Source organism: Acinetobacter sp. RG5, assembly GCF_031844265.1.
Classification (GTDB): Bacteria; Pseudomonadota; Gammaproteobacteria; order Pseudomonadales; family Moraxellaceae; genus Acinetobacter.
This window is the reverse complement of the sequence record NZ_JAUZUV010000001.1, coordinates 214,942-235,068: the sequence shown is the minus strand read 5'-3', so window position 1 is coordinate 235,068 and position 20,127 is coordinate 214,942. Positions and strand designations below refer to the sequence as shown.

Sequence of the window (20,127 nt, the reverse complement as noted above, 5' to 3'; positions counted from 1 at the left end):
CTGATGGCTCTAGTCCTCTTATTTTTCAAGTCAATTTCTTATCCGTGATTCGGGTTAAATTATTTAAATGATGATTCATTCTGTATTCAGATCTTCATAAATTTAAAGCATACTCATAGGGATATATTCTGTTTTAGACTTAATTCAGGATGCATAAATGAAGTACTCATTTATACAGCAGGCTTTCACTGGTCCCGTGGACATCGTGGGGGATATTCATGGTGAGATTGCCGCGCTGGAACAACTGATCCAGGTATTAGGTTATGACCGGAATGGTCATCATCCAGAACAGCGCAAACTAATTTTTGTCGGTGATCTATGTGACCGGGGGCAAGACAGTGTTGCGGTGATCAAACGCGTCAAACAGCTGGTAGATGAAGGCTATGCACAATGTGTGATGGGTAATCATGAATTGAACCTATTGACCGATACTTTGCGGGAAGGCAATGGCTGGTTTTTTGGTTCACCGCATCAGGATGATCTGAAACCTTTTGATTCGATCCAAGCCTCAATCAAAGATCGACAATGGATTCTGGATTTTTTAAATAGCTTACCGTTGGCCTTGGAGTCGGAGCAGCTGCGTGTTGTGCATGCCTGTTGGCATCAAGGATCAATTGATCAATTACGCAATTCTGGTTTTACTTCGCTTGGCGAAGCCTATGCTGATTTCGTTCAACATACAGCGCTGGATCTGCAAGCCTTAGGTATTAATGAATTCATCCAGATAGAGCAGCAACGCTACCAACACCAGTTCAAAGACCCGGCTGCAACTTTACCTTTATTGCAACATCTCGCAGAAAAAGAGCTACGTGAGCAAATGCACAATCCCATTCGGGTCATTACTTCTGGTGCGGAAAAAATCGCCTTAGAACCGATTTATGCCGGTGGAAGGTGGCGGATGATCGACCGCGTGCCATGGTGGGACAGCTATACCGACCAAATTCCAGTCATTACTGGACATTATTGGCGGAACTTTAAATCTACTGAAGAAAAAACCGGTTTACTCAAATCGATCGATGCACTGCAATGGTATGGACAGCAACAAAACGTATTTTGTGTGGATTATTCAGTGGGTAAACGCTATCTCGATCGTCAACAGGGTGTCGCGTTCAGACATCGACTCGGCGCCTTAAGATTTCCAGAAAATATCTTGAGCTTTGAAGATGGCAATCAGTATTCAGTTCAGCGGTTCTGAGAAAAGGCAATTTTCTGATACAAAAAAAGCAGCTTTTCCAGCCGCTTTTTTACAGAATCTAGATTTTATTCTGCTTCGATTATTTCATAATCATGGGTGATTTCAACACCGCCATCAGACAGCATTTTGCTGGCAGAGCAATATTTTTCAGCAGAAAGTTCTACGGCTTTTGCGACCTGTTTCTCTTTAATCGCTTTGCCGGTCACTACAAAATGCAAGTGAATTTTCGTGAATACTGCCGGAATTGTATCTGCACGTTCAGCCTTTAATTCGCAGCGTACATCGGTAATATCCTGACGAGCCTTCTTTAAAATGGTAACAATATCAAAAGACGCACAGCCGCCCAGACCAGTTAAAAGTAGCTCCATTGGACGAGGACCACGGTTTTCACCACCGTATTCAGCTGAACCATCCATGATAATAGTATGACCACTTTGAGTTTTTGCTTTAAAAGCAACATTCTCTACCCAATGAACGCTTGTTTGCATTGAAACTACCTAAAAAAAGCTATAAATTTGTCAAGTAACTGTACACTAACATAAATTGGGTTGATACGGAATTTCAATCCCACTGTGTGACAAGTTCACATTAGGTCTTGTGCGATCTATAAATTATCCATAATCGGAACTGTTAGCATGACTTCAAACTTTTCACAATTAAGCACTGATGCGCTTTCTCCGGGGCAATTACCAGAATCCGTGAAAGCACTGTTAAAACGTGCATATATTAATCGTTATCCAAAACGTACCACGATCATTGATGCAGGATCAGAATCTAAATCTTTATATTTAATTCTGAAGGGGTCTGTATCTATCATTCTTCGTGAAGATGATGATCGTGAAATTGTCGTGGCTTATTTAAATGCGGGTGACTTCTTTGGGGAAATGGGTCTATTCGAGGTTAATCCACAACGTACTGCGGAAGTTCGTACGCGTGATGTGTGTGAAATTGCCGAAATTACCTATGAAAACTTTCACGAAATCAGCAAGCAATATCCTGATCTGAGCTATGCGGTATTTGCTCAATTAGTACGTCGTTTGAAAAATACCACACGTAAAGTTACTGATCTGGCATTTATTGATGTTTCAGGCCGGATTGCACGTTGTCTGATCGACCTGTCTTCACAGCCAGAAGCGATGATTTTGCCGAATGGCCGTCAGATTCGTATTACCCGTCAGGAAATTGGTCGCATTGTTGGCTGTTCCCGCGAAATGGTCGGACGTGTACTAAAAACCCTGGAAGAGCAGGGCATGATCGAAACCGATGGTAAAGCCATCCTGATCTTTGATGCTTCATTAGAAGAAGCATCTGAAGCAGTGGCAGATGGTGCCATAGACGAATAATCCAGATATTAAAAAGCAAATCTTCGGATTTGCTTTTTTTATGCGTCATTACTCAATACATAAAAATTTAGAACAAGCTTCTCAGAAAAGATGATTTAAGTCTCCCTTATAATTCTGATAGGTTATAGCCCACTTAATCTCAATTCACTGAATAAAATTCACAGGATGTTTTTATGCAATTCAGACCGTTGGCGGATACCGGCATTCTTTTGCCAGAAATTTGTTTGGGCACCATGACCTTTGGTGAGCAGAACACGCAAGAACAGGCTTTTCAGCAACTGGATTATGCCTTAGATCAGGGACTGTATTTCTGGGATACTGCGGAAATGTACCCGGTACCGCCAAAACCTGAAACGCAGGGCGCCACCGAGCGCATGATTGGAAACTGGATCGCTGCCCGTGGTGGCCGTGACAAACTTTTTTTAGCCTCAAAAATTGCCGGACCATCGCAAGGTGGTAGTCATATCCGGGATGGTAAAACCCGTTTTGTTGCCGATGAAATTTCAGCAGCAATAGACCAGTCATTGTCACGCCTGCAAACGGATTATATCGACCTGTATCAGTTACACTGGCCACAACGCCCCACCAATTTCTTTGGCATGTTGGGTTATGGCAATGCTGAAGCGGCAGAAGACCGTGCCGTAACGGATCTGGAAGAAACCCTGACTGCCTTGCAGGATGAAATTAAAAAAGGCCGTATCCGTTATATTGGTCTTTCCAATGAAACCCCGTGGGGCACGATGAAATTTCTGCACCTCGCAGAGAAATTAGGTTTGTCCAAATTTGTCAGTGTACAAAACCCATATAACCTGCTGAACCGTACTTATGAAATCGGCATGTCAGAAATTGCCCATTATGAAGGTGTGGGCTTGTTGGCGTATTCACCTTTGGCATTTGGTTATCTGACCGGTAAATTCCGGCATGGTGCACGTCCTGCCAATGCGCGTGTAACACTGTTCTCCCGCTTTAGCCGTTATAGCAATCCGCAAAGTGAATGGGCAACCGAGCAATATGCCCAGCTGGCAGAACAGCATGGCTTAAGTCTTACCCAATTGGCTTTGGCCTTTATCAAGCAGCAGTTCTTTGTGACCAGTACCATTATCGGTGCGACCAATCTGGATCAGCTCAAAGAAAATATTCAGGCTTTTGAAGTCGACCTGTCTGAAGAAGTACTGAAAGGTATTGAAGATATTCACCGTCAACAGCCGAATCCGGCACCATAATCATGGTGTTGTTATTTTAAAGCACCCTCCAAGCGAGGGTGTTTTAATTTTATGAGAAATTAAATTTGATGATAAACAACATGGCCGGAAAACAATAAAAGCAGCATAATCGAAATAAGACGCATCAAGATGATTTGATAAAAATGAATAGTGAAACAGGTATTTCTAAATCCCAAGTATTAGCTATAGCAGTATTCAACTTAGCTGAGCAGTTGCAACTGAAAGAATTCGAACTTGCATTGATTCTGGGTTTATCTGAGGCGGAATTATCTCTGGTTATAAATGAAAAAGAATTAGAACCAGATACTACAGCAGGCGAAAAAGCTATAGCTTTAGTAAATATCTATCAAAAGTTATTTAGCTTGCATGGTGGAGACTTGAGCTGGATGCGCCATTTTATCAATTCACCTAACAAGCTTTTGAATCATCAAACGCCAAGATCCTTGATGCAAACAGAACATGGTTTGAGTGAAGTATTGCGATTACTAGGAAGGTTGCAACCGTACTAAAAATATCTCTCTATTCTCTACTAAGCTGAAAAATAGCAGAGTAAATTAAATAAAATATGAATTGTTTATCTTCACCTTAAAAATTCTTCTAACCTCACTTGAAATATGATTTGATTACACCAATATTATTATTAAAAACTGTCTAAATGTTTATATTAAGTTTTTGAAAAATATATAAAAATGATTTGAAATTTTATCAAGTGCACCCATATATCCATCAAGTAGAACATTTGTTGTGAGGAATAACAAGAATGCGTTTTGAAAAATTTACCAATCGCCTGCAGCAGATCCTTTCAGATGCACAAGTCTTCGCTATGAGCAAAGACCATACCGCAATTGAACCGATTCATCTTCTCCATGCAGTTTTAAAAGAAGCTTCTTATGCAAGCTTATTACAGCAAGCAGGTGCAAATTTAGTTGAGCTGCAAACGAAGCTACAACAAGCCCTCAATGATGCGGCAAAATTATCAAATCCGTCAGCGGACATTAATGTAAATCCTGAAGCTTATAAAGTACTGACATTAACGGAGAGTTATGCACAAAAAGCCGGAGATGAATTCGTTAGTGTTGATTGGTTGATTTTAGCACTGGCTGAAACAGGATCTACGCAAAAAATACTCAGTAGTGTCGGCGTAAAAGCAGATCTACTGAAACAGCTGATTAATCAAATCCGAGGCGATGAAAAAGTCATGAGCAACAATTATGAAGATCAGCGTGATTCACTGAATAAGTACACCATTGATTTAACTGAACGTGCGTTGGCAGGCAAGCTTGATCCTGTGATTGGCCGTGATGATGAAATCCGTCGTACTATTCAGGTCTTGTCACGCCGTACCAAAAATAACCCGGTACTTATCGGTGAGCCAGGGGTCGGTAAAACGGCGATTGTCGAAGGTCTGGCGCAGCGGATTATTAATGGTGAAGTGCCTGAAGGACTCAAAGGGAAGCGTGTTTTATCTCTAGATCTAGGTTCTTTGCTGGCTGGCGCCAAATACCGTGGTGAGTTTGAAGAGCGCTTAAAAGCGGTTCTGAAAGATATTGCCAAACACGAAGGTGAAATCATCCTGTTTATCGACGAGTTGCATACGCTGGTGGGTGCCGGTAAAGGTGATGGCGCGATGGATGCCGGTAACATGCTGAAACCTGCGTTGGCCCGTGGCGAGCTGCGCTGTGTCGGTGCGACCACACTGGATGAATATCGTCAGTATATTGAAAAAGATGCAGCGCTGGAACGTCGTTTCCAGAAAGTACTGGTCGATGAGCCAAGCGTGGAAGATACCATTGCGATTCTGCGTGGTCTGAAAGATCGCTATGCCACCCATCACGGGGTACAGATTCTGGATTCCGCGATTATTGCGGCGGCGAAAATGTCACATCGTTATATCACCGACCGTCAGTTGCCGGATAAAGCTATTGACCTGATTGATGAAGCAGCATCGCGCATCAAAATGGAACTCGATTCTAAACCAGAAGCACTGGATAAACTGGAACGCCGTCTGATTCAGTTAAAAATGCAGCTGGAAGCGGTGAAAAAAGATGAAGACTCAGGTGCCAAAGCTGAGATTCAATACTTGTCCGATCAGATCGCCACAGTTGAAAAAGAGTATCATGACCTGGAAGAAGTCTGGCGTGCAGATAAAGCGCTGGTCGAAGGCAATAAAGACGTACAGATCAAACTGGATCAGGCACGTACAGCACTTGAAAAAGCGCAACGTGAAGGTGATCTGGGCGAGGCCGCGCGTTTGCAATATGGCGTGATACCAGAGTTGCAAAAGCAGCTTGAACTGGCTGAAAAAGCCGATGAAAGCGCAACGCCAAAATTGCTGCGTAACAAAGTCACCGACAATGAAATTGCTGAAGTAGTGAGTGCTGCGACCGGTATTCCGGTTGCGAAAATGCTGCAAGGCGAGCGTGACAAATTGCTACATATGGAAGAATTCCTGCATAACCGTGTAGTAGGGCAAGATGAAGCCGTGGTGGCGGTATCCAATGCAGTACGCCGTTCACGTGCCGGTCTGTCAGATCCGAACCGTCCAAGTGGGTCATTCCTGTTCCTGGGGCCAACGGGTGTCGGTAAAACAGAATTGACCAAAGCCTTGGCGAATTTCCTGTTTGACAGCGACGATGCCATGGTGCGTATCGATATGTCAGAATTTATGGAAAAACATTCGGTCAGCCGTTTGGTTGGTGCGCCTCCGGGCTATGTCGGTTATGAAGAAGGTGGGGTGCTTACTGAAGCCGTACGTCGTAAACCGTATAGTGTGATCTTGTTTGATGAAGTCGAAAAAGCGCATCCGGACGTATTTAACATCTTGCTACAGGTACTGGATGATGGCCGTTTAACTGACTCGCAAGGCCGGGTAGTGGACTTTAAAAACTCTGTGATCGTCATGACTTCGAACCTGGGTTCGCAGGATGTACGTGAATTGGGCGGTAATGCCACAAAAGAAGAAGTCCGTACGGTGGTGATGAATGCGGTATCGGAACATTTCCGTCCAGAATTTATTAACCGTATTGATGAACTGGTAGTGTTCCATGCGCTGGAAAAAGACCAGATTCGCGGTATTGCCGATATCCAGTTGAACCGTTTACGTCAACGTCTGGCAGAACGTGATATGCGCTTGTCGGTAGATGACAGTGCTTTCGATCAGTTAATCGATGCTGGCTTTGATCCACTGTATGGTGCGCGCCCCCTGAAACGTGCAATCCAGCAGCGTATTGAAAATGGTCTGGCGCAGAAAATCCTGGGCGGAGAGTTCCAGCCGGGCGATACCATTCTGGTGAAAGCTGAAGCAGGTGAGTTAATCTTTGAAAAAATGAAACTTAACTAAACCACTTCTCCTTGCAACAAAAAACCCAGCCTAGGCTGGGTTTTTTTTAATCTTATTGTTAACTTCGAGCATTGCAACACTTTTGTATTCTTGTTGCGGCGAGCTTTAAAGCATGGCTTAAAACTCAGCTCAGGGAAAATAAAGAAGATATCAATCGTGATAAAGACAGTTAATTCATCATCAAATTACACTTGCGGATGACGGATTTTCCAGGCACGGTGAATCTTTTGATTCCGCTTGAAGTCAGGTCCAATGGTTTCCTGGGTAATTTCTTCAACATCAAAGAAGGCCAGAATTTCTTCATCCATCTCAAAACCACGATAGTTATTTGAGAAATACAAGGTACCATCAGTGGTTAAGCGGTTCATCGCACGTTTTAACAGGGACAAATGGTCGCGCTGTACGTCAAAGGTCCCGTAGAATTTCTTCGAGTTTGAGAAGGTTGGTGGGTCGATAAAGATCAGCTCATATTGCTCATGACCTTCTTTTAGCCATTCGAAACAGTCAGAGGCAAAGAACTGATGCTGTTCATCCGCATGATCCACGGTTAAGCCGTTCAGAACAAAATTTTCTTTAGACCAGTTCAAATAAGTATTCGACAGATCGACGCTGGTTGTACTTGCAGCACCACCCAAAGCAGCATGTAAACTTGCCGTTGAGGTATAGCTGTACAGGTTCAGGAAGTGTTTGCCTTTTGCTTCACGTGCAATACGTAAACGCATTTGACGGTGATCCAGGAACAGACCGGTATCCAGATAATCGGTCAGGTTGACCAGAATCTTGGCTTGACCTTCCTGAACGATAAAACGCTTGGATGCTGTACTTTGTTTGGTGTACTGGTTTTTACCTTCCTGACGTGCACGGGTCTTGATAAAGATCGCATCACGGCCCAAACCGGTCACGGCACGAATGGCCTGTAAGGCCAGGTTGAAACGTTTTTTGGCTTTTTCCGGATCAATAGTTTTAGGTGGCGCATATTCTTGTACATGCAAACGCTCGCCATACAGATCTACTGCGACGTTAAAATCAGGTAAATCTGCATCATAGAGACGTAAACAATGGATCTGTTCCTTGACTGCCCATTTTTTTAAAGCTTGCATATTTTTGGTCAGACGGTTGGCAAACTCCATCGCACCTTCAATCGGTTCAAACTGCTGAGGCTGCCAGCTTTCTAGGAATGGACGTACCACTGCGGCCGGTTTAACCGTACCGAAGCGGATATAGATCGGCAATTTACCATTCATCAAACGCAGGATTTGCGGATCATTGAACGCCAGCACATCGGCCTGTTCCACTTGGGAGGCAATCACAGCCGCTTTTTGATTCGGGAAATTCTTTTGCAATAAAGCCGATAAACCCAGGTATAAAGAACGGTTTTGCGCTTTATCGCCGAGACGTTCGCCATATGGCGGGTTGGTCACGAAGAATACTTTCTTGCCTTCTGCATGGAAATCAGGCCAGTCATTTAAAGTCCGTTCTTCGATCATGATATTGTCGAGAGCAGCTTCAAAACCCGCCGCGATAATATTTTGTCTGGTGGCTTTAACCGCTTCCCAGTCCGCATCGAAGGCATAGAATTGTGGTAATTGATTTTTCATTGCCGCTTGATGACGTTCAGCAGCTTCGGCCTTGATGCTCATCCACAGTTCATGGTCATGGCCATTCCAGCCATTAAAACCGAAACGACGGACCAGACCCGGTGCACGGTCGGTCAAAATCATTAGGGATTCAATAATAAAGGTACCTGAACCACACATTGGATCGACAATGATGTCCGGATTTAACGCTTTTAAACCACCTTTTTGCAGAATCGCAGCGGCCAGGTTTTCCTTGATTGGGGCGTCAGTCATAAAGCGGCGATAACCGCGTTTATGCAAAGAGTCGCCAGACAGGTCCAGGCAGTAAGTATGTTCTTTCTTGCCTGCCAGAATATACATGGTAATTTCAGGCTGTTTGGTATCAATGCTTGGACGTTTGCCTACGGCTTCCATAAAGGAATCTACGACACCATCTTTGGCACGTAAAGTCGCAAACTGGGTATTGACCTTGATATCACGTTCGACATGCAAACGAATCGCAAAGGTACTTTGTGGTGCAAAAATCAGCGACCAGTCAAAGCTGAGAGCCCCTTCATAGAGTTCTTCTGCCACATCACGGGCATCATGAGAAAATTCAATTTCATGCGTGTGGATCGGCATCAAGACACGTGAAGCCAGACGTGACCACATGCAGATACGATAAGCATTTTCCAGTGTACCTTTAAAGGTTAAACGGCCTGGAAAACGCTCAATATTCTGAACACCTAAGCCTTGTATTTCTTCTTCTAATAAGGTTTCCAGACCATCGGCACAGGTGACCCAATAATTGCTTAAACGTGGAGAGGTATTCATATAATAGAGAGACCAAAAAAGATAAATAAAAAACTGCGCTAAGTTTACCGTATTTTTATATTGAAAGCTTTTGAAATTCTCTGAAAGGCCGTGGCATGTGATAGAGAAAAATAATATTCACACTATAAATTGAGGAACTGGTATGCATTTTGCTCTATACATGGCAAATCAGGCGGTCAGTCGATGGGGAGCGATGGCTGCCTGATTTTTCAATTTTATAATGGGGGTTAAGATGTTAGAGAATCAGTTACGCAACCATGACGCTTTTTCAGTGGCCACTTTAATCTATGCGCGTTTACGACGTGTTTCAGGTCGGGTGATTGATGCAATTTATCTGGCAGAGAACCTGGATTATGCCCGGCATGTGATTCAACTGGCAGAGCAGACCCAAGACCCAGATTTGAATCATCTGATCCAGCGCCTGAAAATGGTACTGGAGATTTCGGAAACAGCACAAGATTCACCAACAGAATCTGCACACCCAAGCCAGCAGGAAGGGCTGATCTCGGTCGAACCGGATGAAGACGATATCTATCGTGCACAGGTGTCACATCGTTATATTGGTGCACTGCGTTAAACCTGAGATGGGTGTGAATGCTCCAGACTGAAGCGCCCGTTGGTTTTGTACTTAAAATCAGCAAGATGCAAATCGGGTTAAATTATGTTATTGAAAAAATACAAAGGAATCTGATTTTTTATTTTTATTGTTCAGATGCTTTTTGTACAAGTAGCAGCATGGCCAACTATAAAAATTCGCCAATCTCTGTATAATATGTTGACTTAACGCATAAGGAATCTCTCATGCACTTGGCGGCATTGCATACACCGAGCCAGATTCAACTCAATAAAGAAGGTAATCTAAAACACTTCTTGACCATCGAAGGTCTTTCTAAAGAAACCCTGACAAAAATATTGGACACTGCACAGTCCTTTTTTAATGACCAAAATCAGCTGATCACCAATAATTTGCTCGAAGGCAAAACGGTGATGAACCTGTTCTTCGAAAATTCAACCCGTACCCGCACCACCTTTGAAGCCGCTGCCAAGCGCCTTTCTGCCAACGTTCTCAATATCGATATTGCCCGTTCGAGTACTTCCAAAGGTGAAACCCTGCGTGACACCTTATGGAATCTGGAAGCCATGGCGGCCGATATTTTCGTGGTGCGTCATTCATCTTCAGGGGCAGCGCATTTTATTGCCAAGGATGTCTGTCCAACAGTGGCAATTATTAATGCCGGTGATGGCCGTCATGCGCATCCGACTCAAGCGATGCTGGACATGCTGACCATTCGCCGCGAAACCAATAAAAAATTCGAAGAAATGTCGATTGCCATTATTGGCGATATCAAGCATTCACGTGTCGCGCGTTCAGATGTGGCTGCCTTGCAAACTTTAGGTTGCCAGGATATCCGGGTGATTGCACCGAATACCTTGCTGCCATTGGGTTTTGAAGAATATGGCGATGGTGTTCGTCTATTTAACAATATGGAAGACGGCATCAAAGACTGCGACGTGATCATTACCTTACGTATTCAAAACGAGCGTATTGATTCTCCGGCACTGGCCTCGCAAGCAGAGTTCTACAAAATGTATGGCTTGAATAAAGAACGTCTTGCCATGGCCAAACCGGATTGTATCGTGATGCATCCGGGACCAATGAACCGTGGGGTTGAAATCGACTCAAGTATTGCGGATGGTTCGCAATCTGTGATTTTGAAGCAGGTGACCAATGGTATTGCCGTGCGTATGGCGGTGTTGGCTTTATCGATGCAAGGCCAGTTACAAGAACAAGGTTTGATTGAAGCGATTGCGGGTTAAGGAATAAGTCATGACTATTGTAAAAATTGAAAATGTCCGTGTTCTTGATCCGATCCAAAACACTAATTCTATCCAGACCGTGTATCTGGAAAATGGAAAATTCGTTGCAGAAACAGCAGACGTCTCTGAAACGATTGATGGTCAAGGCAAATGGTTAATGCCAACCATGGTCGATTTGTGTGCGCGTTTACGTGAACCGGGTCAACAGCAACACGGTACGCTTAAGTCTGAAGGAAAAGCGGCACGTGAAAATGGCATTTTGCACGTATTTACGCCACCCGATTCAAAGCCAATCGTACAAGATAATGGTGCATTGATTCACGGCCTGGTTGAAAAAGCCATGCTGGATGGTGGTATCTATCTTCAAGTGATTGGTGCACAAACCCAAGGCTTAAATGGTCAACAACCGGCAAATATGGCAGGCTTGAAAAAGGGCGGTTGTACTGCCGTTTCCAATGCCAGTGCGCCGTTTGCCAATGATGACGTGGTACTGCGTACCCTTGAATATGCTGCAGGTTTAGACCTGACAGTGGTGTTCTATGCCGAAGAACCACAAATCGCCAAAGACGGCTGTGTGCATGAAGGCTTTATTGCATCACGTCAGGGTTTGCCGATGATTCCGGCACTGGCTGAAACTGTGGCAATCGCCAAATATCTATTGATGATTGAATCAACCAAAGTACGAGCACACTTTGGTCTGTTGTCTTGCGGTGCTTCGGTGGAACTTATTCGTATTGCCAAGGAAAAAGACTTACCGGTGACCTGTGATGTGGCCATGCATCAGTTACATCTGACCGATCATTTGATTGATGGATTTAACTCTCTTGCACATGTACGTCCGCCACTCCGTTCTGAACAGGACAAAGAATTACTGCGTCAGGGTGTAAAATCAGGTGTGATTGATGCGATTTGTACTCATCATGAACCGCTGAGCAGCTCTGCGAAAATGGCGCCGTTTGCTGAAACGCAGCCAGGATTCACTGCTTTTGATACTTATGTGCCTTTTGGTTTGCAATTGATTCGTGAGGGGTTGTTGACTCCACTGGAATGGGTGGAAAAAGTGACCTTGGCTCCGGCACGTGTTGCACAAATGGCAGATCGATGGATAAATGAATCAGGCTGGGTGCTGCTAGATCCGGAACTGGAATGGACCCTGAATAAAGAAAGCATCGTGTCACAAGGTAAAAATACCCCGTTAATTAATCAAAAAGTGCTGGGTAAAGTGGTTCAAACTTTTGCTGCTTAAGTGATCCCAATTTTATAAAAGTCAGCTTCGGCTGGCTTTTTTTATTTTTTAAATTTTGTGTTGGTAAAATGAGTACTCAACAAAAATAGTGAAACTTTATGATATTCATACAATTATTTACATTTTCAAAAAATGGGGATCGTTACACTGATTAAATATTAAACATTAGAAAAATCAAAAGAATGGTGACGATTATGAATATAGACTTTATAGAACGCCTAAAAAGCGATGTTACGGCGATTGTGCTTCAAGGTGAAACCGAGCACTTATTTGCCAAAGATCAAGCTTTGGCTCAATTCTATCCCATATTTTTAAGTATATTGCGTTCACGTCCCGCCTGGATCGAGAATCTTGGTCAGCAACTTAATCCAAAAATTCATGAATTATTCAATGCAAACCCGGCACTCAAGCAGCAATTTCTCGATCAAGTGGATCAGAGCACGCCGCAAGATGAAATAGAGCATACCTTGAACCGGTCAATTGTACCGACCATGAATTTTTTACAGACTGAAGCAGGTGCTTCGAGTCCGGAAGCGATTAGCCATTTGCTGGAAACCCACGCCGATTCGATTCAGCGCGCATTACCCCTTTGGGCTGGCCCTATTCTGGCAGCGCTTGGAGTTTCACCTTTGGCAGGGCAGAATTTAAATCAGGAACCTGTATTGGCGGAGCAGACCATCATTGTTCAGGAAGAAAGAAAAACCGGCTTTTTATGGCCGTTTATTATTTTTCTGATCCTGGCGGGTTTGATCCTGTTTTTGGTTCGTAGCTGCATGCAGGATGATGTTGAAGATTCAAATACCCAAGCGACCAGTGAAGTTGCTGCAGCTCAGCCTGCATCCTTGCGATTAAGTACAGGCAGTAATGGCGAAATTGTCAGTTGTCAATTACAGCTGAATAATCCGCAGTATATGGAAATTTTGCAAAACGAGATCAAACAGATCTTTAATTATAATATTGGTTGTGGGGCGCTGAGCAGTGAGGTTTATCATTCAGAATTTATTGATCAGGATACTATTCCGACTGTGTTGAGAACAATGCAGGGAATGCCAAATGTGTCACTTGACTGGATTGGCAATCAGGTTTCAGTGCGTGCAGCAACCAATGCAGAGGCCGAGCGTCTGGCAGCACAAATTCGTAGTCTGGCCAAAAATGTCACAGTGGTGACCCAGCAGCCGCTCAATAGAAGTGACGTGATTAATACCGCCAATAGTGAGGCAGAACAAGCCTTGGCCAGTATCAAGACCGATAATGTTAAAGCGCTGGATGTGGCGACTGCACTGAATTTACAGATCATTAATTTTGATACGGCATCGACTGAAGTTCCCGAGGTCAATAAATTGGTGCTGGATCAGGCTGCTGCATTATTGCAACGAGCACCGCATGTCATTCTGAAGGTTACAGGACATGCCGATGCTCAGGGTAGTGAAGCAGAAAATAAGGTGCTGTCTGTGCAACGAGCTCAAGCGATTACCAGTTATCTCGTTGGAAAAGGGGTCAATCCTGCACAGTTACAGGCAGTTGGCATGGGAGAGGATCAGCCGGTTGAACCCAATGCGACACCTGCTGGACAGTTTCAGAACCGTCGCGTGACCTTTGAGGTCGTGAATACTGAAACGGGAATTGTGCGTGAAGTAGATGATGAAGGTGTGGTTGAGAAGACAGGAAATTAAGAGAGCGGCGTATATAAAAAAGGACGAATTTTCGTCCTTTTTTATTGTCTTGAATTAAGAAAATACCGGCGGGCTATAGGTCAGGGTTCTTCCCAGGAACCAGAGCAGGAACAGTACCAAAGGCAGATGGAAAATCAGCTGGGTCACCGTAAATCCAATCACATCTTTGGCTTTTAATTTCAGGATACCCAACATCGGCAGCATAAAGAAAGGATTAATCAAATTCGGTAAGGCTTCGGCAGCATTATAAATCTGTACCGACCAGCCCAGATGCACTTTCAGGTCATGGGCTGCCTGCATCACATAGGGTGCTTCGATAATCCATTTCCCACCGCCAGAAGGAATAAAGAAACCCAGAATCGCCGAGTATAAGCCCATCACAATGGCAAAGGTTTCCTGCGAGGCAATCGAAACAAAGAACTCGGCAATGTAATGTGACAATGACAGATCGGCCGGGTTTAGCGCATTGGTCATCATAAAGGCAATACTGCCATACAGCGGAAACTGGATCAGTACCCCAGAAATGGCGGGTACGGCTTTGGATACCGCATTCAGGAAATTTCGCGGTGTACCGTGTAAGGCCACGCCCAAAATCAGGAAGATAAAGTTATAGGTATTTAAGCTGGAAATGGCCAGAATCGGATTGCTTTTGGAAAATTCGTTAAACATCCAGACTGCGCCCAGAATCACAATCAGAATGCTTAAAATGGGTGAATTTTCCAGCCAATCCCCCGGTCTTTTTTCGGCAGATACTTCCGGTTTTTCTTCTTCAATCTGAATCGGGAAGTGCTCAATGGTTTTAATGTCAGACCCTTTAGGTGCTGACCAGTAAGCAATCGCAATTGAAGCTACAATCAGTACCGCCGTCATGATCATGGATTGCGGCAGGAAAATGGTTTCGGTAAATGGAATCACGCCCGTCAGATTATAAATCGGTTCAGGCAGACTGCTTTTATTGGCCTGTAACTGTGCAGCTGAAGAACTGATGCCCAGTGCCCAGGTCGCACCCATCCCGATAATCGCTGCAGCCGCAGCAGCGCGGTAATCTATGTTAAGCTCTTTACGCTGTGCCAGTGCAATCACTAGGAGTGCAGTCAGTACAGTACTCATGGCCCAATTAATCAGAGAAATTAACAGGCTGACCGTGGCGACCAGGACAATCGCACCACGACCGGAATGTGGCAGGCGCGCCATTTTCTGGATCAGAAGCTGGACAGGCTTAGATACGGAAACCACATAACCGACCACGATCAGCATGCACATCTGCAAGGTAAAGGGAATCAGGCTCCAGAAGCCGTCTCCAAAGGAAATCGCGACATCCTGTGCGGGTGCACCAATTCCGATGGCGGCAATCGCCACAATGATGACGCCAAGCAGGGCAAAAATATAAGAATCCGGAAACCATTTTTCAGACCAGTCGCTGACGCGCAAGGCGAAGCGCTGCAAAATATTTTGTTGAGTTTGCATGATTAAAATCCATTTATTCTGCGATTATTATTTTGAAATGAAACAGCTATATATAAAAAAGCCCTTAAGATGCTTCATTCTTAAGGGCTGGCTGGATCAGGCAGCGTTACGTAGTAGCGCTACCCCCGTGACTTTTTGAATCTCTTCAAAACTTACCTCTGGTGCCAGTTCAACCAGTCGAATTCCATCAGGAGTAACATCCAGTACACCGAGATCGGTAATAATCCGGTTCACCACAGCCTGGCCGGTAAGGGGCAGGCTACATTGCGGTACAATTTTCGGTGTACCATCTTTGGCGCAGTGTTCCATCAAGACCACGACCTTTTGTACACCCGCGACCAGATCCATGGCACCGCCCATGCCTTTGACCTTTTTGCCTGGAATCATCCAGTTGGCCAGATCACCAGTTTCGGACACTTCCATAGCACCCAGAATGGCAATATTGACATGACCGCCACGGATCATGGCAAAGGAGTCGGCACTTGAGAAAAATGAAGCACCTTTACGCGCGGTAACCGTCTGTTTACCGGCATTGATCAGGTCGGCATCCACTGTCTCCTCGGTTGGAAATTCGCCAATCCCCAGCAGGCCATTTTCCGACTGCAGCCAGACATTGATATTTTCCGGAATATAGTTCGCGACTAGCGTCGGCAGGCCAATCCCTAGATTGACGTAGAAACCATCTTCAAGCTCTTGTGCCGCGCGCTGCGCCATTTCATTACGTGTCCAAGCCATGATCAAGCCTCCGCCTTTAAAGTCATCTGTTCAATACGTTTTTCCGGTTGAGCATTCAGGACTATCCGGTTCACATAAATGCCCGGAAGATGGATTTCATCCGGATCCAGCGCACCAATCTCGACAATTTCTTCGACTTCAGCAATGGTGACTTTGCCGGCCATGGCACAGACCGGATTAAAGTTCTGGGCGGTTTTACGGAAAATCAGGTTGCCGGCTTTATCGGCCTTATAGGCTTTAACCAGAGCAACATCAGCTGTTAAAGATTCTTCCAGGATATATTTCTTGCCCTTAAATTCACGTTCATCCTTACCTTCAGCAATCACGGTTCCGACACCCGTCGCCGTATAAAAAGCCGGAATACCGGCACCGCCAGCACGTAATTTTTCTGCCAAAGTCCCTTGTGGAGTAAGTTCAACTTCCAGTTCGCCATTTAAATATTGACGTTCGAATTCCTTATTTTCACCGACATAAGAGGAAATCATTTTTTTAATCTGTTTGGTTTCCAGCAGCAGTCCGAGACCGAAGCCGTCTACGCCGGCATTGTTGGAAATACAGGTGAGTTGCTTAGCACCTGTTTCTTTTAAAGCTGCGATCAAAGCTTCCGGAATACCACATAGGCCAAAACCACCAACGGCCAGGGTATGACCATCTTGCACCACATCCTTTAAGGCGGATTGAGCGCTGTCATAAACCTTGTTTGACATCTTGTCACCTCTATTATTGTTGTAGCAGACTTCAATCTGCTGCTTATATCCTTATGGTTTGCTTAAGAGCATTTTGCTCAAGCAAGTTTATTTTCAAGCACAGGCTTTTTGCCAATAGGCATTGGCATAATTGGATGGATTGTTGCGCTGCAAGACTTCACTGATATTACGGCTGGCCTGCATCAGGGCGTCTAGCTGAATACCGGTTTGAAAGCCCATATTCGAGAGCAGGTAATACAGGTCTTCAGTTGAAACATTGCCTGAAGCGCCTTTGGCATAAGGGCAGCCACCTAAGCCGGCAATGGAGGAATCAAAGACCCGAATGCCTTGAAGTAAAGACTGGTAAATATTGGCGATTGCCATGCCGTAGGTATTATGGAAATGACCGGCCAGCACTTTGGCATCAAGTTCAGCCAAACAAGCTTCCCAGACGTATTTAACCCGGTCTGGGGTGGCCGTGCCAATGGTTTCACCCAACGACACTTCATAGCAGCCCATCTCCAGCAAACGCTGCGTGACTTTCACCACCTGCTTGGGATCAATGGCACCTTCATAAGGACAGTCCACCATGCAGGAAACATAGCCACGTACCTTAATATCATTGGCTTTGGCTGCTGCCATGACATCGGCAAACTTCTCGAAGCTTTCATCAATCGAGCAGTTGATGTTTTTGCGGGTAAAGCTTTCAGAAGCTGCAGTAAATACCGCCACTTCCTTGCAACCCACAGCCAGTGCCGATTCAAAACCTTTCATGTTTGGGGTCAGCAGACTGAACTGAATATTCGGATCTTGGGGTAGGCTGGCAAAGAGCACATCACTGTCTGCCATTTGCGGTACCCATTTGGCTGAAACGCAGGAGCCGACTTCGATGGACTGTAGACCGGTTTTCATCAGGTCCAGAATCAGGTTTTTCCGGTCATCCAATGTCAAAGGTGTTTTTTCATTTTGCAGGCCATCGCGTGGCCCGACTTCTACGATTTTGACAAAATTCGTCATGCCACTTCCTCCGCCAGCGGCTGGAACTCGACCAGTTCATCACCGGCTTTAACCTGATCACCCTTCTGGAAATATGAGCTTGCGATGATGCCGTCATGCGGTGCGCGAATCGAGTATTCGATCTTCATGGCTTCCAGCGTCATCAGCACATCATCTTTTTTGACTTTGTCATTGGCTGCCACGAGCACCTGGGTAATGACGCCTGGCATTGGCGCGATCAGGTTATTTTCCGTGCCTTGTTCATCCTGATTATTAAAATCAGACTTCAAGTAATTAAACTTATAGCTTTGACCATTCTGGAACAGGGTAATGCCTTGCTCACTCTGGCTAAAAGCCAGTTTTTGCTGTTTACCCGCCAGTTGCAAGGCTAAAGTATGGGCATCGACGAGTTGACCCTGAATCTGAATTTGCTGACCGTTATAGCTGGCAACAAAACCTTGATCCTGAGTGCGGAACTGAATTTTCAGGTTGATGCCATTGCGTTGTAATTGCACTGTATGACTATTCTGTTGGTTTAAGCGCCAGAATGCTTGCTGCTGCCATACTGGGTTGCTTGGAACGGGATTCTGTGCCTGATGTGACAGAAGTTCAATCAGTGCGGCACTAACTATCAGTTCGACACTGATATCCGCAGAAGGTTTGAGCAGAAATTCTTCTTCACGCTGAATCAGGCCAGTATCTAAATGTGCATTTTTAAACGAGTCACACAGCACCAGGCGATCTAGAAAAGCAATATTGTTACCCAGACCATCGACATGGAACTGACCCAGCGCATGGTGCATCTGGGTTAGGGCTGCTTCACGATTTTTACCCCAGACAATCAGTTTGGCAATCATCGGATCATAATAAGTGCTGATCTCGTCGCCTTCGACAATACCGCTATCGACACGTACACAGTCACTTTGCTCCGGATAATGCAGGTAGCTGATCTGACCAATCGCAGGAATAAAGCCTTTTTCCGGTTCTTCGGCATAAACACGGGCTTCAAGTGCATGTCCATGAATCTGCAATTCATGCTGCTGCTTCGGTAAAGGTTCACCAAAAGCCACGCGCAGTTGCCATTCCACCAGATCCTGTCCGGTAATCATTTCCGTCACTGGATGTTCAACCTGAAGACGGGTATTCATTTCCATGAAGTAAGCTGTGCCGTCTTGCTCCACGATAAACTCGACTGTACCGGCACCGACATAATTTACTGCACGCGCAGCATCGATTGCCGCCTGACGCATCGCCTCCAGTTTGTCTTCCGGCATTTGCGGTGCAGGCGCTTCTTCCAGCACTTTCTGGTGACGGCGCTGTACCGAGCAATCACGTTCGAACAGATGTACATAATTGCCGTGGGTATCACCAAACACCTGCACTTCAATATGACGTGGTTGAATCACATAGCGTTCAATCAGTACATCTTCATTACCAAAGCTGGAGCGTGCTTCACTTTTACATGAGGCCAGTGAACTCAGGAAGTCTTCACTGCGTTCCACCAGACGCATGCCTTTACCGCCACCGCCGGCACTGGCCTTGATCAGTACTGGATAGCCAATATTGTCTGCCTGCTGTTTCAGGAAGTCGGCATCCTGATTGGTACCATGATAGCCGGGGGTTAAAGGCACACCGGCTTTTTCCATCAATGCTTTAGAGGTGGCCTTTAGACCCATTGCCAGAATGGCTGCTACCGGTGGACCAATAAAAGTGATGTTATTGGCTTGGCATGCTTCGGCAAACTGGTCATTTTCAGACAGGAAGCCATAACCCGGGTGAATCGCTTGAGCACCGGTCGTTTTTGCTGCCTGAATAATGCGATCAATTTGCAAATAACTTTGTGCTGCTGGCGATTCACCAATATAGATCGCTTCATCGGCCAGTTTCACATGTTGTGCCTGCGCATCAGCATCGGAATAGACGGCAACGGTGGCAATTCCTAGCTTTTTTGCTGTACGAATGACACGGCAGGCAATTTCACCACGGTTGGCAATTAAAATCTTCTCAAACATTGT

At 45.1% G+C, this 20,127-nt stretch carries 16 protein-coding genes; 9 read left to right on the top strand and 7 right to left on the bottom strand.

Going from position 1 to position 20,127, the window contains the following annotated elements; translation table 11 throughout:
• Positions 1 to 157: 157 nt before the first annotated feature.
• Complete coding sequence (locus Q9R21_RS01150) at positions 158 to 1,195, top strand: metallophosphoesterase (protein ID WP_005262073.1); 1,038 nt, start codon at positions 158 to 160, stop codon at positions 1,193 to 1,195.
• Positions 1,196 to 1,260: 65 nt separating this feature from the next.
• Here the strand turns inward: Q9R21_RS01150 and Q9R21_RS01145 are convergent, their stop codons facing one another.
• Positions 1,261 to 1,683: an OsmC family protein gene (locus Q9R21_RS01145; RefSeq protein ID WP_311203544.1), complete on the bottom strand. Its 423-nt coding sequence runs from the start codon at positions 1,681 to 1,683 to the stop codon at positions 1,261 to 1,263.
• 147 nt (positions 1,684 to 1,830) lie between these two features.
• On the opposite strand from Q9R21_RS01145, the gene crp reads away from it, so the two are divergent.
• From crp to clpB, 4 genes are all read left to right on the top strand, one after another.
• The gene (gene crp / locus Q9R21_RS01140) at positions 1,831 to 2,538 is read left to right on the top strand and encodes a cAMP-activated global transcriptional regulator CRP (RefSeq protein WP_004280141.1); all 708 of its coding nucleotides are present in this window, start codon (positions 1,831 to 1,833) and stop codon (positions 2,536 to 2,538) included.
• Between the two features lie 173 nt (positions 2,539 to 2,711).
• Entirely contained in the window at positions 2,712 to 3,761 is a 1,050-nt protein-coding gene (locus Q9R21_RS01135) for an NADP(H)-dependent aldo-keto reductase (protein ID WP_191112402.1), read from the top strand.
• Positions 3,762 to 3,904: 143 nt separating this feature from the next.
• Positions 3,905 to 4,270 carry an antitoxin Xre/MbcA/ParS toxin-binding domain-containing protein gene (locus Q9R21_RS01130; protein ID WP_004646580.1) on the top strand — a complete coding sequence of 122 codons (366 nt, stop codon included), beginning with the start codon at positions 3,905 to 3,907 and terminating at the stop codon, positions 4,268 to 4,270.
• 251 nt (positions 4,271 to 4,521) lie between these two features.
• Positions 4,522 to 7,101: an ATP-dependent chaperone ClpB gene (gene clpB, locus Q9R21_RS01125; protein WP_004646581.1), complete on the top strand. Its 2,580-nt coding sequence runs from the start codon at positions 4,522 to 4,524 to the stop codon at positions 7,099 to 7,101.
• Between the two features lie 185 nt (positions 7,102 to 7,286).
• On the opposite strand, the gene rlmKL is transcribed toward clpB, so the two are convergent.
• Positions 7,287 to 9,491: a bifunctional 23S rRNA (guanine(2069)-N(7))-methyltransferase RlmK/23S rRNA (guanine(2445)-N(2))-methyltransferase RlmL gene (gene rlmKL, locus Q9R21_RS01120; RefSeq protein ID WP_311203543.1), complete on the bottom strand. Its 2,205-nt coding sequence runs from the start codon at positions 9,489 to 9,491 to the stop codon at positions 7,287 to 7,289.
• A 232-nt stretch (positions 9,492 to 9,723) separates the two neighbouring features.
• Here rlmKL and Q9R21_RS01115 point away from each other — a divergent pair, with 232 nt between their 5' ends.
• The 4 genes from Q9R21_RS01115 (at position 9,724) to Q9R21_RS01100 (ending at position 14,228) form a co-directional block, all read left to right on the top strand.
• Entirely contained in the window at positions 9,724 to 10,068 is a 345-nt protein-coding gene (locus tag Q9R21_RS01115) for a hypothetical protein (protein ID WP_004280135.1), read from the top strand.
• A 224-nt stretch (positions 10,069 to 10,292) separates the two neighbouring features.
• Positions 10,293 to 11,309 (top strand): aspartate carbamoyltransferase catalytic subunit, encoded by a 1,017-nt coding sequence (locus Q9R21_RS01110; RefSeq protein WP_311203542.1) that lies wholly within the window; start codon positions 10,293 to 10,295, stop codon positions 11,307 to 11,309.
• A 10-nt stretch (positions 11,310 to 11,319) separates the two neighbouring features.
• Entirely contained in the window at positions 11,320 to 12,555 is a 1,236-nt protein-coding gene (locus Q9R21_RS01105; RefSeq protein ID WP_311203541.1) for a dihydroorotase, read from the top strand.
• A gap of 182 nt (positions 12,556 to 12,737) precedes the next feature.
• A complete protein-coding gene (locus Q9R21_RS01100; protein WP_311203540.1) occupies positions 12,738 to 14,228 on the top strand; it encodes an OmpA family protein in 1,491 nt (496 codons plus the stop codon).
• Between the two features lie 54 nt (positions 14,229 to 14,282).
• On the opposite strand, the gene Q9R21_RS01095 is transcribed toward Q9R21_RS01100, so the two are convergent.
• The 5 genes from Q9R21_RS01095 to Q9R21_RS01075 form a co-directional block, all read right to left on the bottom strand.
• Positions 14,283 to 15,695 (bottom strand): TIGR00366 family protein, encoded by a 1,413-nt coding sequence (locus Q9R21_RS01095; protein ID WP_311203539.1) that lies wholly within the window; start codon positions 15,693 to 15,695, stop codon positions 14,283 to 14,285.
• A 96-nt stretch (positions 15,696 to 15,791) separates the two neighbouring features.
• Positions 15,792 to 16,430, bottom strand: a complete 639-nt coding sequence (locus tag Q9R21_RS01090) for a CoA transferase subunit B (RefSeq protein WP_005262069.1) — start codon at positions 16,428 to 16,430, stop codon at positions 15,792 to 15,794.
• A 2-nt stretch (positions 16,431 to 16,432) separates the two neighbouring features.
• A complete protein-coding gene (locus Q9R21_RS01085; RefSeq protein ID WP_168386802.1) occupies positions 16,433 to 17,137 on the bottom strand; it encodes a CoA transferase subunit A in 705 nt (234 codons plus the stop codon).
• A 93-nt stretch (positions 17,138 to 17,230) separates the two neighbouring features.
• A complete protein-coding gene (locus tag Q9R21_RS01080; protein ID WP_311203538.1) occupies positions 17,231 to 18,133 on the bottom strand; it encodes a hydroxymethylglutaryl-CoA lyase in 903 nt (300 codons plus the stop codon).
• A complete protein-coding gene (locus Q9R21_RS01075) occupies positions 18,130 to 20,124 on the bottom strand; it encodes an acetyl/propionyl/methylcrotonyl-CoA carboxylase subunit alpha (protein WP_311203537.1) in 1,995 nt (664 codons plus the stop codon). Before Q9R21_RS01075 ends, Q9R21_RS01080 begins: the two co-directional genes overlap by 4 nt.
• Positions 20,125 to 20,127 lie beyond the last annotated feature (3 nt).

Coding starts and splice junctions, on each gene's coding strand:
- Q9R21_RS01110 (WP_311203542.1), top strand. CDS start 10,293: ATGCACTTGGCGGCATTGCATACACCGAGCCAGATTCAACTCAATAAA.
- rlmKL (WP_311203543.1), bottom strand. CDS start 9,491: ATGAATACCTCTCCACGTTTAAGCAATTATTGGGTCACCTGTGCCGAT.
- Q9R21_RS01085 (WP_168386802.1), bottom strand. CDS start 17,137: ATGTCAAACAAGGTTTATGACAGCGCTCAATCCGCCTTAAAGGATGTG.
- crp (WP_004280141.1), top strand. CDS start 1,831: ATGACTTCAAACTTTTCACAATTAAGCACTGATGCGCTTTCTCCGGGG.
- Q9R21_RS01100 (WP_311203540.1), top strand. CDS start 12,738: ATGGTGACGATTATGAATATAGACTTTATAGAACGCCTAAAAAGCGAT.
- Q9R21_RS01130 (WP_004646580.1), top strand. CDS start 3,905: ATGAATAGTGAAACAGGTATTTCTAAATCCCAAGTATTAGCTATAGCA.
- Q9R21_RS01075 (WP_311203537.1), bottom strand. CDS start 20,124: ATGTTTGAGAAGATTTTAATTGCCAACCGTGGTGAAATTGCCTGCCGT.
- Q9R21_RS01115 (WP_004280135.1), top strand. CDS start 9,724: ATGTTAGAGAATCAGTTACGCAACCATGACGCTTTTTCAGTGGCCACT.
- Q9R21_RS01095 (WP_311203539.1), bottom strand. CDS start 15,695: ATGCAAACTCAACAAAATATTTTGCAGCGCTTCGCCTTGCGCGTCAGC.
- Q9R21_RS01150 (WP_005262073.1), top strand. CDS start 158: ATGAAGTACTCATTTATACAGCAGGCTTTCACTGGTCCCGTGGACATC.
- Q9R21_RS01080 (WP_311203538.1), bottom strand. CDS start 18,133: ATGACGAATTTTGTCAAAATCGTAGAAGTCGGGCCACGCGATGGCCTG.
- clpB (WP_004646581.1), top strand. CDS start 4,522: ATGCGTTTTGAAAAATTTACCAATCGCCTGCAGCAGATCCTTTCAGAT.
- Q9R21_RS01090 (WP_005262069.1), bottom strand. CDS start 16,430: ATGGCTTGGACACGTAATGAAATGGCGCAGCGCGCGGCACAAGAGCTT.
- Q9R21_RS01135 (WP_191112402.1), top strand. CDS start 2,712: ATGCAATTCAGACCGTTGGCGGATACCGGCATTCTTTTGCCAGAAATT.
- Q9R21_RS01145 (WP_311203544.1), bottom strand. CDS start 1,683: ATGCAAACAAGCGTTCATTGGGTAGAGAATGTTGCTTTTAAAGCAAAA.
- Q9R21_RS01105 (WP_311203541.1), top strand. CDS start 11,320: ATGACTATTGTAAAAATTGAAAATGTCCGTGTTCTTGATCCGATCCAA.